Origin of the sequence: Janibacter cremeus, assembly GCF_013409205.1 — a bacterium.
In the GTDB taxonomy this organism is placed as follows: Bacteria; Actinomycetota; Actinomycetes; order Actinomycetales; family Dermatophilaceae; genus Janibacter; species Janibacter cremeus.
Genome location: NZ_JACCAE010000001.1, coordinates 2,674,806 through 2,688,461 on the forward strand (window position 1 = coordinate 2,674,806; position 13,656 = coordinate 2,688,461).

Annotated in this window: 12 protein-coding genes and 1 riboswitch; of the genes, 7 read left to right on the plus strand and 5 right to left on the minus strand. The window is 70.6% G+C overall.

Annotated features, from left to right (window positions below):
- Positions 1–87 precede the first annotated feature (87 nt).
- On the minus strand, positions 88–417 hold the full coding sequence (locus BJY20_RS12665) for an SMR family transporter (RefSeq protein ID WP_185991870.1): 330 nt from the start codon (positions 415–417) through the stop codon (positions 88–90).
- A gap of 1 nt (position 418) precedes the next feature.
- The gene (locus BJY20_RS12670; protein ID WP_185991871.1) at positions 419–733 is read right to left on the minus strand and encodes a DMT family transporter; all 315 of its coding nucleotides are present in this window, start codon (positions 731–733) and stop codon (positions 419–421) included.
- A gap of 10 nt (positions 734–743) precedes the next feature.
- A riboswitch (guanidine-III (ykkC-III) riboswitch) is annotated at positions 744–809 on the minus strand.
- A gap of 91 nt (positions 810–900) precedes the next feature.
- Between BJY20_RS12670 and mtrA the strand changes: the two genes are divergently transcribed.
- From mtrA to BJY20_RS12700, 6 genes are all read left to right on the plus strand, one after another.
- Positions 901–1,578: an MtrAB system response regulator MtrA gene (mtrA, locus tag BJY20_RS12675; RefSeq protein WP_343062889.1), complete on the plus strand. Its 678-nt coding sequence runs from the start codon at positions 901–903 to the stop codon at positions 1,576–1,578.
- Positions 1,579–1,580: 2 nt separating this feature from the next.
- Positions 1,581–3,305, plus strand: a complete 1,725-nt coding sequence (gene mtrB / locus BJY20_RS12680) for an MtrAB system histidine kinase MtrB (RefSeq protein ID WP_221935321.1) — start codon at positions 1,581–1,583, stop codon at positions 3,303–3,305.
- Positions 3,302–5,071, plus strand: a complete 1,770-nt coding sequence (locus BJY20_RS12685; RefSeq protein WP_185991873.1) for an LpqB family beta-propeller domain-containing protein — start codon at positions 3,302–3,304, stop codon at positions 5,069–5,071. Before mtrB ends, BJY20_RS12685 begins: the two co-directional genes overlap by 4 nt.
- Before the next feature lie 102 nt (positions 5,072–5,173).
- Positions 5,174–5,908: a ComF family protein gene (locus BJY20_RS12690; RefSeq protein ID WP_246297660.1), complete on the plus strand. Its 735-nt coding sequence runs from the start codon at positions 5,174–5,176 to the stop codon at positions 5,906–5,908.
- A gap of 173 nt (positions 5,909–6,081) precedes the next feature.
- Positions 6,082–6,777, plus strand: a complete 696-nt coding sequence (gene hpf / locus BJY20_RS12695) for a ribosome hibernation-promoting factor, HPF/YfiA family (RefSeq protein WP_185992599.1) — start codon at positions 6,082–6,084, stop codon at positions 6,775–6,777.
- A 124-nt stretch (positions 6,778–6,901) separates the two neighbouring features.
- Positions 6,902–8,101 carry a DNA glycosylase AlkZ-like family protein gene (locus BJY20_RS12700; RefSeq protein ID WP_185991875.1) on the plus strand — a complete coding sequence of 400 codons (1,200 nt, stop codon included), beginning with the start codon at positions 6,902–6,904 and terminating at the stop codon, positions 8,099–8,101.
- Here BJY20_RS12700 and BJY20_RS12705 read toward each other — a convergent pair whose 3' ends face one another.
- Entirely contained in the window at positions 8,102–9,265 is a 1,164-nt protein-coding gene (locus BJY20_RS12705) for a GNAT family N-acetyltransferase (RefSeq protein ID WP_185991876.1), read from the minus strand.
- A 97-nt stretch (positions 9,266–9,362) separates the two neighbouring features.
- Here BJY20_RS12705 and secA point away from each other — a divergent pair, with 97 nt between their 5' ends.
- Positions 9,363–12,158 carry a preprotein translocase subunit SecA gene (secA, locus tag BJY20_RS12710; protein ID WP_185991877.1) on the plus strand — a complete coding sequence of 932 codons (2,796 nt, stop codon included), beginning with the start codon at positions 9,363–9,365 and terminating at the stop codon, positions 12,156–12,158.
- Positions 12,159–12,215: 57 nt separating this feature from the next.
- Here the strand turns inward: secA and BJY20_RS12715 are convergent, their stop codons facing one another.
- Complete coding sequence (locus BJY20_RS12715; protein WP_185991878.1) at positions 12,216–12,761, minus strand: Rv3235 family protein; 546 nt, start codon at positions 12,759–12,761, stop codon at positions 12,216–12,218.
- Between the two features lie 33 nt (positions 12,762–12,794).
- A complete protein-coding gene (locus tag BJY20_RS12720; protein WP_185991879.1) occupies positions 12,795–13,553 on the minus strand; it encodes a LysM peptidoglycan-binding domain-containing protein in 759 nt (252 codons plus the stop codon).
- Positions 13,554–13,656 lie beyond the last annotated feature (103 nt).

Sequence of the window (13,656 nt, forward strand, 5' to 3'; positions counted from 1 at the left end):
AAAGTCCGGACCGCTTGACGTGATTGTCACGTCGGGTGCGAAGTCCGGACTTTTCCTTGAGTCGCGCCAACCCCGTCCTTGGACCGTTCAGTCGTGGTCCCGGGTCGGGACGAGCTTCAGGCCGACGACGGCGACGATGATCCCGGCGATGAGGACTGCCTTGACCGGGGCGAAGGTCTCCTCCCCGGTGGTCATGGCCCAGGTGACGGTGAGCGCGGCGCCGACTCCGGTCCAGATCGCGTAGCCCGTCCCGATCGGGATCGTGCGCACGGCGACCCCGAGGCCGAGCATGCTGATCGCGAGGGCGAGGACGAAGACGGCGCTCGCCGTGGGGTGGGTGAAGCCGTCGGAACGGCCCAGGGCGGTGGCCCAGACGGCCTCGAGGACGGCGCTGCCCAGCAGGACGAGCCACGGCACGTCAAGCCACCGCCTTCAGGCCGGCGACACAGCCGACGAGCAGGACGAGCAGTGCCAACCGGCCGGCGGAGGCGACTTCCTCCCCCTTCGCCATGGACCACACGACCGTGAGTGTGGCGCCGATGCCGACCCAGACGGCGTACGCGGTGCCGGTGGGGATGTCGGTCATGGCCCACGCCAGACCGAGCATGCTCGCGGTGAGGGAGACGACGAAGACGACTGTGGGTCCGGGTCGGGTGAAACCCCGCGACGCGGACAGAGCGGTGGCCCACAGCGCCTCGAGCATCCCCGAGACGATGAGGACGAGCCAGGACATGACTACTCCTTGTGAGTCAGTCTTGTCCTGGTGCGGGTACTGCTCCCTCGTCCGCAGGCCGATCGCCGGACCTCGATCCTGAGGATAACGGCGATGGCTGCCCGGTGCATGCCGGTGCCTGTGTGATGATGAACGGGCAGCAGACCACACGTGCGAAAGGGATCACCGTGAAGGGACGTGTCCTCGTCGTCGACGACGACCAGGCGCTGGCAGAGATGCTCGGGATCGTCCTCCGGAAGGAAGGGCTCGACGTCGCGCACGTCGCCGATGGAGCGCGGGCACTCGACGCCTTCCACGAGGCCCGACCTGATCTGGTGCTGCTCGACGTCATGCTGCCCGGGATGGACGGGATCGAGATCTGCCGACGGATCCGGCAGGAGTCGGGGCTCCCGATCGTCATGCTCACCGCCCGGACCGACACCGTCGACGTGGTCGTCGGCCTCGAGTCGGGCGCCGACGACTACATCGTCAAGCCGTTCAAGCCCCAGGAGCTCATCGCGCGGCTGCGCGCCCGCCTGCGCCGCGGAGACGAGCCGGAGCCGGAGCGGCTGACGATCGGCGACCTGGCCATCGACGTCGCCGGGCACTCGGTCAAGCGGGGGGACGAGCCGCTCGCACTGACGCCACTGGAGTTCGACCTCCTCGTCGCCCTCGCACGCAAGCCGTGGCAGGTCTTCAGCCGTGAGGTCCTCCTCGAGCAGGTCTGGGGCTACCGGCACGCCGGAGACACCCGCCTGGTCAACGTGCACGTGCAGCGCCTGCGCAGCAAGATCGAGCACGACCCGGAGAACCCCCAGATCGTCGTCACCGTCCGGGGAGTCGGGTACAAGGCCGGGTCGGCCTGAGCATGGCCTCGGCGCCCTCGACGGAGGCGACCGAGGCCTCGGACGCGTCGGGCGCCGAGGAGTCGGGCGCCTCGACGGCGACCCGGGCGCACGCCCTCGCGCGGGCCGTGCAGGCGGTCGTCGACCTGTGGCGGCGTTCACTGCGATTCCGGGTGGTCACGAGCACGCTCGTCCTCGGTCTCGTCGTCGTCTCGATCATCAGCCTGACGATGTACCGCTCCATCGCCGACGGCCTCGTCGAGGAGAAGATCGACCACTCGCAGGCCGACTCGCTCCAGCTGACCACCCGGGCACAGAGCTACTTCAACAACACCGACGTCGAGCCGGGGGAGCTTGACGTGTCCGCCTCCGACTTCGTGGCCCGGTCCCTCGCGCCGCCGAGTGGTGACGACAGCCGCTACGTCATCCTCACCCCGAGCACGCAGAACGAGTCCTCGACGATCTCGACAGTGGCCTACCCGCAGGGCGTCGGCCTGGACCAGGTCCCTGCCGCCCTTCGCCAGGCAGTGGCCGCCGACCCTGCCCGGCAGCAGACGATGACCATCGAGCTGGAGCGCTCCGACGTCGACGGGGCCACGGAGCCGCTCACGGGTGTGCCGCTCAACACCGACGCCGGCCCGGCCGTCGTGGTCGGGTCCCGGATCGAGGTGCCGACGGCCGGCAACCACGACCTGTACTTCATCTACCCGATGGACCAGGAGCAGGCCACCCTGCAGACCATCTCGCGCTCCTTCTTCCTGGGTGCGCTGTTTCTCATCGGCCTCGTCTCCGGTATCGCCTACATCGTCACGAGCATGGTTGTCACGCCGGTACGCCGGGCCGCCTCGGCCGCCGAGCGACTGTCATCCGGACACCTCAACGAGCGGATGTCCGCGCGCGGTCACGACGACCTCGCGCTGCTGGGGCAGTCCTTCAACGACATGGCCGACAACCTGCAGACTCAGATCCGCCAGCTCGAGGGCCTCTCGCGGGTGCAGCAGCGCTTCGTCTCCGACGTCTCGCACGAGCTGCGCACGCCCTTGACGACGATCCGGATGGCCGCCGACCTGCTCCACTCCTCCCGGGACGAGATGGACCCGGTGACCGGGCGCTCGGCAGAGCTGCTCCATGACGAGCTCGACCGCTTCGAGGAGCTGCTCGCCGACCTTCTCGAGATCTCCCGCTACGACGCCGGCGCGGCGGTCCTCGAGCAGGACCCGGTCGACCTCTACGCGATCATCGACCGCGTCGTGCTGGCGACGGAGTCGATCGCCGACGCCCGCGGCAGCGACGTCATCGTCCACCGGGAGCCGGCTCGGAGCGCCGTCGCCGAGATCGACTCACGACGGATCGAGCGGGTCCTGCGCAACCTCGTCGTGAACGCGATCGAGCACGGTGAAGGTCGTCCTGTCGACATCTGGGTCGGCATTGACGACGAGGCCGCGGCGGTGATGATCCAGGACCACGGTGTGGGGCTGAAGGCCGGCGAGGCGTCGCTCGTGTTCAACCGTTTCTGGCGCGCTGACCCGGCCCGGACCCGCACCACCGGCGGGTCCGGACTCGGCCTGGCCATCGCACTCGAGGACGCCCGACTGCACCATGGGTGGCTGCAGGCATGGGGTGAACCGGGAGAGGGCTCCCGCTTCCGGCTGACCGTGCCGCGTGCGGCCGGTGCCCCGCTGACGACGTCCCCGCTGCCACTGACGCCGCGCGAGGGGCGGCTGCCCGGGGAGGTCGGGTCCGCGTGACCGGCAAGGACATCACCCGGCGCAGCGCGCTCGGCCTGGCGGTGGTGGGTACGCTCGCCGGCTGCGGGCTGAACACCAGCTCGACGATCCGCCCCGGGGAGCCGATCGACGGCCCCCGCCCCCAGCCGCTCTCGCGCACGCCCAACGGGCCCACGCCCGGTGCCACGGCCGAGGAGGTCATCCGGGGCTTCCTGCGCGCCGGGTCCACCAGCGGTGAGGGCCTGGAGGTCACCCGCTCCTACCTCACGCAGGCGACGGCCCAGGGCTGGATCCCGGACAGCCAGACGGTGATCTACACCGGGGACCTCGAGGTCCAGGATCTGGGCAAGGGGGACTACCGGGTGAGCGCGCGCGTCGTCGCGCGCATCAACGCCGATGCTCGCTACCTGGTCTCCCCGCCCTACGACGGTGCCGCCTTCGACTTCCACGTCGAGCGAGTCGAGGGCGAGTGGCGCATCGACGAGCTCCAGGAGGGGTTCGGCCGGCTCCTCGAGGAGCCCGAGGTCGACTACATCTACCGCGAGTACCCCGTGCACTACCCGGCAATCGGGTGGAACGCGCTGGTCGTGGACCAGCGGTGGGTGACCCAGGACCAGATGGCCACCCGGTTGACCCGCGCCCAGCTGGGCAGCATCCCCAGCTACCTGCGTGAGGCCGTCTCCAGCGACATCGGGGCGAGGCTCGCCGTGGACGCCGTCCCGGTACGCAGCGGGGTGGCGATCGTCGACCTCGAGAGCGAGTCGGTCGCCGACGACGCCACCGCCCGCAAGCGACTGGCGGCACAACTCGTGGCCACGTTGATGTCCCTGCCGGGGGTCACGGAGGTGGCGATCACCCTCTCGGGTGCACCTCTGGACCTCGGCGTGACGGCACCCCTGACCTCGCCCGAGCAGCTCGGCTTCGTCGACCGGACCCAGACGAACGAGCCGACGGTCCTCGTCCGTCGTGGGCAGAAGGTCGTGCCGGCGGACGTCCGGTTGACCTCCGTCTCCGCCGCGGACGTGCGTCAGGAGGAGTCGCCCTTCCCGCCGTTGGAGCCGCAGTGGCGCCTGCTGGCGCTGCGGCCTGATGGCAAGGAGATGGCGGCTGTCGACGCCGGGCGGGAGCACCTGCACCGCGTGCTCGACGACGGCGACTACGTGCACGTGGGTCCCTTTGCCGCCGCGATGACCCGCCCCTGCTACGACTACGGCGGTGTGCTCTGGGTCGGCGGCTCCGGGCTCGGCCGCGAGGAGGGCCATCGCCTGTGGGCGATCAACTCCACGGTCGACCCCACCAACCAGGCCGAGTCCGCCCCGCAGCACGTGCCTGCCCAGTGGTTGGGCGCCCGGTTCGTGCAAGCCGCGGTGGTCTCCCCCGAGGGCAGTCGGATCGCCGTGATCTCCGAGGACGAACCCGGGACCGGGAGCATCCTGGAGGTCTCCGGCATCGCCCGTCGGGCGAACGGGTTGCCGACCACGACCTCCCCTCAGGGCTTTCGCATCGGGGCAGAGCTGGTCGAGATGCTCGATGCGGTGTGGGTCGGCCAGTCCACGCTCGCCGTCATCGGTCGCCGCGACAAGCAGAAGGACATGCAGCCCTACCTCGTGGAGGTCGGTGGCCCGGTCAGGGCCATGACCGAGCGCAAGGGCGCCGTTGCCATCACCACGACCGGCGATGACCAGGACGTCGTGATCCGGACGAAGAAGGACCGTATGTTCCAGCGTGCCGGCGGTCGGTGGCAGGAGCTGAAGGCCATCGACGGCGTCGTCACCGCCGGGGTCTGACGCCGTCGCCCACACCCGCACCCCCGTGGTGCCGATGTCCCCACCCGGGCGAAGGGGGATGAGCGCTGCTGTCGCGTTCGTCAGGCTGGACGCGTGGTCACCATGCGTCTCGGCAGCGCCCTGGCCGCAGCCGGGGACCTCGTGCTGCCACGTACCTGCGCCGGGTGCGGCCGGTCGGGGGTGACCGTGTGCACCGGGTGTCGTGGAGCGCTGTGCGAGCTCGCCGTACCGTCGCTCGGGCCCCTCGCTCCGCATCCGGTCCCTCCCGACTGGCCCGGGTGCCACGCCACCGTGCGCTATGCGGGCGTGGCCGCGAGGCTGGTGCGCGCCTTCAAGGACGAGGACCGGCGCGACCTCGTCGACGTGCTCGCACGGCTGCTCGCCGATGCCGTCCGCAGGGCCGCGCAGGGCGGTTCCGGTCACCGCCACGGCAACTCTGTCCTCCTCGTGCCCGTCCCGTCCGCCCCGGCCGCCATCCGACGGCGCGGGGACCGGCCGATGCTCCTGCTGGCCGACCGTGCTGCCCGTCTGCTCGGCCCGGGCGTCGTCGTCGAGGCGGGACTGGGCCTGCGTCGGGGCACCGCGGACCAGGCCGGGCTGGACCGGGCTGCCCGGCTGGCGAACCTCGATGGGTCGATGACCCCGCGCCGTCCCCACCGGCTGCGGGGGAAGCGCATCGTGCTCGTCGATGACGTGCTCACCTCCGGAGCGACCCTGACCGAGGGGCGCCGGGCGCTTCTCGGTGCGGGGGCGTCCCGGGTGGATCTCGCGGTCGCGATGATCACGCCGCGCCGATCGCCGACGCCGGGTCTACCTTTCCGCCCGTGTCCGGACTAACGTGTCGTCATGGGCCCCGTTGTGGACCGGACAACCGGTACGACGCAGGGGCCCCTTGCGTCCTCCGCCGTGCGAACGGCCGTCCCGCCGACCCGGGAACGGAGGTGGTGCCCCGGCTGACACGCCCTCGCCAGGCGTACCCCCATGCAGCACCGATGTCCCAGGAGGACTCCGTGGAAATTGCCATCACCGGACGCAACGTCAACGTCTCCGATCGACTGAGGGACTACGTCGAGAGCAAGCTGTCGAAGGTCCCCCAGCTCGACCCGCGCGTCCAGCGGATCGAGGTCATGGTGAGTCACGAGCCCAACCCGCGCCAGGCGAAGGTCAGCGAGCGCGTCGAGGTCACCTGCCGGTCCAAGGGGCCCGTGATCCGCGCCGAGGCCAGCCACGATGACCGACAAGCAGCAGTGGATCTCGCCGCCGAGAAGCTTCTCGAGCGCCTGCGCCGCGCCCACGACAAGCGCAATGTCCGTCGTGGCCGACGCCGCACCTCAGTGGCCGCCGCGACTGCGGACCTGACCGAGCCACTGGCGCTCGACCAGCCCGCCCAGGAGCAGGAGGAGCCGGATCAGTTCGGCACGATCGGGGACAGCCCCATCGAGGTCCGCGAGAAGATGCACGAGTCAGCTCCGATGAACCTGGCCGAGGCCGTGCGGCGCATGGAGCTCGTCGGGCACGACTTCTTCCTCTTCCACGACGTGGACTACGACCGTCCGAGCGTCGTCTACCGCCGCCGCGGCTGGTCCTACGGGGTGATCCACCTCGAGGTGCAGGACGGTGCCGACGGGAGCGACCTCGGCGCCACGGGAGTGGACGGGGTCGCCATCGAGGCGGCTCTGGCCCAGGGGGCCGGGGCCAGGACCTGAGGTCACGCGGACGGAGGCTGGGGGTGGCCCTTGGGCTTCGCACGAGCCCCCACACCTCCGTCCGCGATCCGGCGTCTCGCCGCGTCCTGTGGCGGCCGTCGGCGCCGCACGGCAGGGTGGGCCCGTGACTGTTCGCACGCTCCGCCCCGCTCAGGCCCGCCGGATCGCGCTCGCGGCGCAAGGACTTGCCCGCGCACGGCCTGATCGGAGGGTGGGCACCCGCGACCTGCAGCGGGTACTCGACACTGTCGGTCTGGTCCAGATCGACAGTGTCAACGTGCTCACGCGCAGCCAGTACCTGCCCTTCTTCGCTCGGCTCGGGCCGTACGACACCGCCCTGCTCGACCGGATGCGCGACCGGGCGCCGCGTCGGATGGTCGAGTACTGGGCGCACGAGGCGAGTCTGATGACCCCGGCGACGTGGCCGCTCATGGAGCACCCGCGGATGGAGCGGGCCGAGGACGGGTCCTGGGGTGGGATGCAGCGCATCGCCCGGGACCACCCCGATCTGGTCGCGGCCGTGCTCGCCGAGGTGGAGACGGGGCAGCCACGCACCGCCCGACAGATCGAGGCGGCCCTCGGGCACGAGCGTCGCGCCCCCGCGGAGGACTGGGGCTGGAACTGGTCCCTGGTCAAGAGCGCACTGGAGTACCTCTTCTGGGCCGGCCGGATCTCCTCGGCCGGCCGCACGAGCCAGTTCGAGCGGCGCTATGCCGGTCTGGCCCGGGTCGTGCCCAAGGGGGAGAGCGGCCCGTGGTTGGACCGCACCCGTCGGCTCCCTCCGCAACAGGCCTACGTCGAGCTCGTGCGAATCGCCGCGCGGGCGCAGGGCCTGTCCACGCAGGCCGATCTGGCCGACTACTTCCGAATCCCGCGCGAGGAGGTGCGTCCGGCGCTCGCCCGGTTGGTGGCCGACGGCGAGGTGGAGGAGGTCCGCGTCGAGGGGACGGACAAGCCCTGGTACCTGCACGAGCGGGCCCGCCGCCCCCGCGCCGTCCATGCCCGCGCGCTGTTGTCCCCCTTCGACAGCCTGGTGTGGCACCGACCCCGGATCGAGCAGCTCTTCGACTTCCACTACCGCCTGGAGATCTACACGCCGGCCCACAAGCGGGTGCACGGGTACTACGTGCTGCCCTTCCTCCTGGGGGAGGAGCTCATCGGTCGGGTCGACCTCAAGGCCGATCGCGCTGCGGGGGTGCTGCGAGCGCGGCAGATCTCGTGGGAGGCCGGGCGCGGCGGCAGGGACGACCGCGCCGAGCTCGACGAGGAGCTGGGGCTCATGGCCGGCTGGCTCGGGCTGACCAACGGCGTCGCCGCCGGCTGATCACTGTGCGGCGAGGCGCTCCCAGTGCAGGGCCGGGCGCGCGCTCCCACCAGGAGCGTCGGCGGCCGACTCGCGACCCCACACCGTGAACCCGACCCCGGCGAGGACCGCGTTGCTCGCCTCGTTGTCGGCGGCGGTCTCGGCGACGAGTCGCCGCAGTCCCAGGCCACCCTCGGCAACCGGCCGCAGCGCGTGCTCGGTGGCCAGCCGGGCCGCCCGTCCGGCCACCCCGCGACCACGCGCGCTCGGGCGCAGTGCGTAGCCGAGCTCCGCCGTGCCGCCCTCCACGAGCGAACCGTCGCGCACGAAGACGAGGACCTCTCCGAGTGGGTCGTCGCTGGTCGCGTCGGCGATGCACCAGTTGACGCTGCGGCCCAGGGACATGCCCTCACGCCGCCGCAGCAGCCAGTCCTGGAAGGTCTGCGGGCTCGGGATGCCGTGGGCCGGCATGTGGTGCGCGGGGTGGTCGTGCGGCTCGGCGACAGCCCGGTCGTCGTCACGGATCGGTCGCAGCCGCAGCCCCTCGGCCTCGATGAGGGTCGGTTCGACCCACGCACGGCGCGGCATCATCGCCTGGTCGGGCAGCAGCGAGGCCACCCAGGCGTCGCTGGAGCCGAGGTCGCGGTGGTGCACCCGGCTGGGGAGGGTGCCGTGGTGGGTGAACCCGCAGGCGTGGGCGACCCGCCACGAGGCGAAGTTGCCGCGAGCCGCCCACCAGTACAGGCTCGGGGCCCCGTGGTCGAAGGCCCACCGAGCGGCGAGCCGAAGCGCCCCGGACATCGCCCCACGGCCGCGAGCAGCCGGGTGGAGGACGAACCCGGTCTGCCAGGCCTCGCCCTTCGCCCTCGGCCGCAGGTCGATGATCCCGGCGAAGGGGTACCCCGGTGCCCCGTCCCGGGGGAGCAGCTCGATGGCCCAGTGCAAGGTCCCGTCCGGGTCCGACCAGCCCGACGCGTGCGCGGCGAGGAACTCGCGGGCGCTGCCGAGGTCGTAGGGCTGGGGAACGCTCGTCCACTCGACGGTGTCGGGGTCGTTGGACTGCTCGACGAGGGCCGGCAGATCCTCCTCGCTCATCGCTCGCAGCCGCACCGGCCCGTCGGTGAGCACCGGAACCACCTCGGGGAAGGAGCCGGTGGGAACCCCGTGCTGCGGGTCATCGTTCATGGCGGTCAGAGTGCCCGCTCGGTTGTGGGTCCGCAAACCATTAACCTGTAGGGCAGACTGCTTCGGGCCGTGGCGTTCTGCCGTGCCCGGATCGACCATGTCAGGAGATCAGTTCGTGAAGATCGTCGAGCGCATCCTTCGCGCCGGAGAGGGCCGCACCGTCAAGCGGCTGGAGGGCATCGCCGCCCAGGTGAACGCGATCGAGGAGGACTTCCAGAAGCTCTCCGACGCCGAGCTGCGGGCCGAGACCGACAGTTTCCGGGAGCGGCTCGACGGTGGCGAGACCCTTGACGACATCCTGCCGGAGGCCTTTGCGGCCGTGCGCGAGGCCGCCGGCCGGACGATCGGCAAGCGGCACTTCGACGTGCAGATCATGGGCGGCGCCGCCCTGCACATGGGCAATGTCGCCGAGATGCGCACCGGTGAGGGCAAGACCCTCGTCGCGACCCTGCCGTCCTACCTCAACGCCCTCGCGGGCAAGGGCGTGCACATCATCACGGTCAACGACTACCTGGCGGAGTACCAGGCCGAGCTGATGGGCCGCGTCCACCGTGCCCTCGGTCTCGAGACCGGGGTCATCCTCTCGTCGATGACCCCGGCCCAGCGTCGGGCGGAGTACGCCAAGGACATCACCTACGGCACCAACAACGAGTTCGGCTTCGACTACCTGCGCGACAACATGGCGTGGAACACCGACGAGCTCGTCCAGCGCGGACACAACTTCGCCATCGTCGACGAGGTCGACTCGATCCTCATCGACGAGGCCCGCACCCCGTTGATCATCTCCGGCCCCGCCGACCAGCCGACCAAGTGGTATGTCGAGTTCGCCAAGATGGTCAAGAAGCTCGAGCGCGGCCATGGCGCCGACCTCATGCGCGGCATCGAGGCCGAGGGGGACTACGAGGTCGACGAGAAGAAGCGCACCGTCGGCATCCTCGAGCCGGGTATCGAGAAGATCGAGGACCTGCTCGGCATCGACAACCTCTACGAGAGCGTCAACACGCCGCTCATCGGCTACCTGAACAACGCCATCAAGGCCAAGGAGCTCTTCACCCGCGACAAGGACTACGTCGTCATGGACGGCGAGGTCCTCATCGTTGATGAGCACACCGGCCGCATGCTCGCGGGCCGTCGCTACAACGAGGGCATGCACCAGGCCATCGAGGCCAAGGAGGGGGTGGAGATCAAGAACGAGAACCAGACGCTCGCCACGATCACCCTCCAGAACTACTTCCGCATGTACGAGACCCTCTCGGGCATGACCGGTACCGCGCAGACCGAGGCCGGGGAGCTCAACTCCATCTACGGCCTCGGGGTCGTGCCGATCCGCACCAACAAGCCGATGATCCGCGAGGACCAGGCCGACCTCGTCTATCGCACCGAGACGGCTAAGTTCAGTGCCGTCGTCGACGACATCGCCGAGCGCCACGGGAGCGGTCAGCCCGTCCTCGTCGGGACGACGAGTGTGGACAAGAGCGAGCTGCTCTCCCAGATGCTGCGCAAGCGGGGGATCAAGCACGAGGTCCTCAACGCCAAGCACCACGAGCGGGAGGCCTCGATCGTCGCCGACGCCGGCCGCAAGGGCGCCGTCACCGTCGCGACGAACATGGCCGGTCGCGGTACCGACATCATGCTCGGTGGCAACCCGGAGTTCCGCGCAGTGGCCGAGCTGCGCCAGCGCGGCCTCGACCCGGAGGAGACGCCAGAGGAGTACGAGGCGGTGTGGGACGAGACGTTCGCCGAGGCCGAGAAGGCCGTCCAGGCCGAGCACGACCAGGTCACCGAGGCCGGTGGCCTGTACGTGCTCGGGACCGAGCGCCACGAGTCGCGGCGGATCGACAATCAGCTGCGCGGTCGCTCCGGTCGCCAGGGTGACCCCGGCGAGTCACGGTTCTACCTCTCGCTGGAGGACAACCTCATGCGCCTGTTCAACGCCGGCTTCGTCGACCGGGTGATGACCACTGCCAAGATCGACGACGAGACGCCGATCGCCGGCAGGATGCTCACGAAGTCGATCGAAGGCGCCCAGAGTCAGCTCGAGGGCCAGAACTACGAGATGCGCAAGAACGTCCTCAAGTACGACGACGTGCTCAACCGGCAGCGCACCGTCGTCTACCAGGAGCGTCGTCGGGTCCTGAAGGGTGAGGACCTTCAGGAGCAGATCCGTCACTTCATGACCGACGTCGTCGGCGGGTACGCCGACGCCGAGACCAACACGGGCTTCTCCGAGGACTGGGATCTCGACCGCCTCTTCACCGCCCTGCGCGCGATCTACCCCGTGGGACTGGACAAGGAGGCCCTGCTCGAGGCGTCCGGTGGCCTGTCGAAGCTGAGCGCGGCGAACCTGCGCGAGGAGATCGTCACCGACATCCACGAGTCCTACGACCGTCGTGAGGCCGAGCTGGGCGAGCCGGTCACCCGAGAGCTCGAGCGTCGAGTCGTCCTCTCGGTCCTGGACCGCAAGTGGCGCGAGCACCTCTACGAGATGGACTACCTGAAGGAGGGCATCGGTCTGCGGTCGATGGCCCAGCGCGATCCGCTCGTGGAGTACCAGCGCGAGGGCTTCCAACTCTTCGAGGCGATGAACGACGCCATCAAGGAGGAGTCGGTCGGCTACCTCTTCAACACCGAGGTCGAGGTGCCCACGGTCCCCGAGTCGACCACGCAGCCCAAGACCGTCGACGATCTGCTGGGTGGTGGCGGGCAGCGCCCGGCCATCTCGGCCAAGGGCCTGGAGGACGAGCACCGCGGCAACCAGCACCTGCACTACTCGTCACCGTCCGAGGACGGCGGTGTGGAGGAGCGCGAGGAAGGGGGCTCCTCCACTGCCGGCACCTCGCGTGCCCAGCGACGCGCTGCGGCGAAGAAGGCGAAGAAGGCAGCCAAGCAGTAGAACCGCCGCCCCCCTGCGGGCACACCACTGAGGGTCACCGGGGTAGCCCGGTGGCCCTCAGCCGACCTGCAGGGCCTCGACGACCCACCTCCCGTCGCGGCCGACGAGACGCAGCGCCAATGCGCGCACCCGCTCTCCGTCGACGAGGACGACCGATGCCTCCACGACGTCGTCGGCGGGTTCGCAGACGAGCACCCGCGTGACCCGGGTGCGGTGCGCGGGGCGTGGCCCTCGTGCTCGGGTGGCTCGCCGTGCGGTCCGGGAGCCGCGTCTGGCCACGATGGCGTAGACCTCGGGGGTCGACCACCGCATCACCTGGCTCGGTGGTCGGATGCCGTGCATCACCTCGACCAGGGCTTGGGCGATGTGCGCCGCCCACTCCCGGGGATCAGGGAGGTCGCACGCCCGGGTCGGCTGCGGACCGAAGAGCTGCTCGTCGCTGGCCGCGGCGAAGTCGACCGCCAATGAATCCTGCACGTAGGACGGTGAGGTCGTCACAGCCAGCGCCCGCTCCGCCCGCCCCTGCGCGTGCGTCGGCAGTGGGATCCCTGCCGGCGCGTGGCGTGGTGACGGCAGGACGTGCAGTGGCTGCAGAGCGGTCATGGTCTTCCCCTCGATCGGTGTGGCGTCAGGTGGTCAGGTTGCGGGTGGGGGAGTGAGCTGCGTCCCGGGCCGCAGGGAGTGCGGGTCCTCGCCGATGGCCGTGCGGTTGGCCTTGTGCCACCGGGGCCAGGCCCGGGCGATCTCCAGGTCCGTCGCGGCGGGCCCGAGGCGGGTGGCGACGATGGACCACAGGGTGTCGCCGCGCCGGACGACGACGGACTGCTCCTCGGTGATGGAGCGGTGTGCGCCGGTCAGCAGGTGCGGATCGGTGCGGTGACGGGCCGGGGGGCGGCTGGGGACCCACCCGGGGCCCGAGACGTGGTTGACAGCGGGTGGCCAGCCCGGTGCCGGCACTGCGGACGTGTGCTCTTCGCCCGGGTCAGCGGTCGGCGCGAAGTCGGGGGCCGGCAGGGGGCCCGGCGTCGGTGTCTCGCTCACCTGCACGGCTGCCACGGCGGTTCCCGGCGCGATGGTGGCACCGACCGAGGCGCCCAGGGCGAGCGCAGCCCAGCGCTGGACGAGCGCCGGGGTCACCTGGTCACGCAAGCGACGGGCCACGTCGCCGACGGCGCCCGGGAGCTCGGCGGCCAAGGTCAGGGCGAGGCAGAGAGTGAGCCATCCCGCGATGAGTGCCGCGCCGGTGGCGGCCAACCCTGTGACGGCGGCGGCAGGGTCGCCGGCCCGGGATGAGCCACTCACCAGCAGGCGGGCGGCGTTGTGGGACAAGACTGTCGTCAGGACGGCGCCGCCGGGCAGACAGGCCACCGCCAGAGCTGTGCGTGAACGTGTCATGTTCCATCCCCCTGACGTCGTCAGCATCACCTGAGTGGCAGATGATGAGGTTTGATGTCGTTTGCAGTTGTTTAATAGCAAACCATGGCGTCCGCTGATGCGC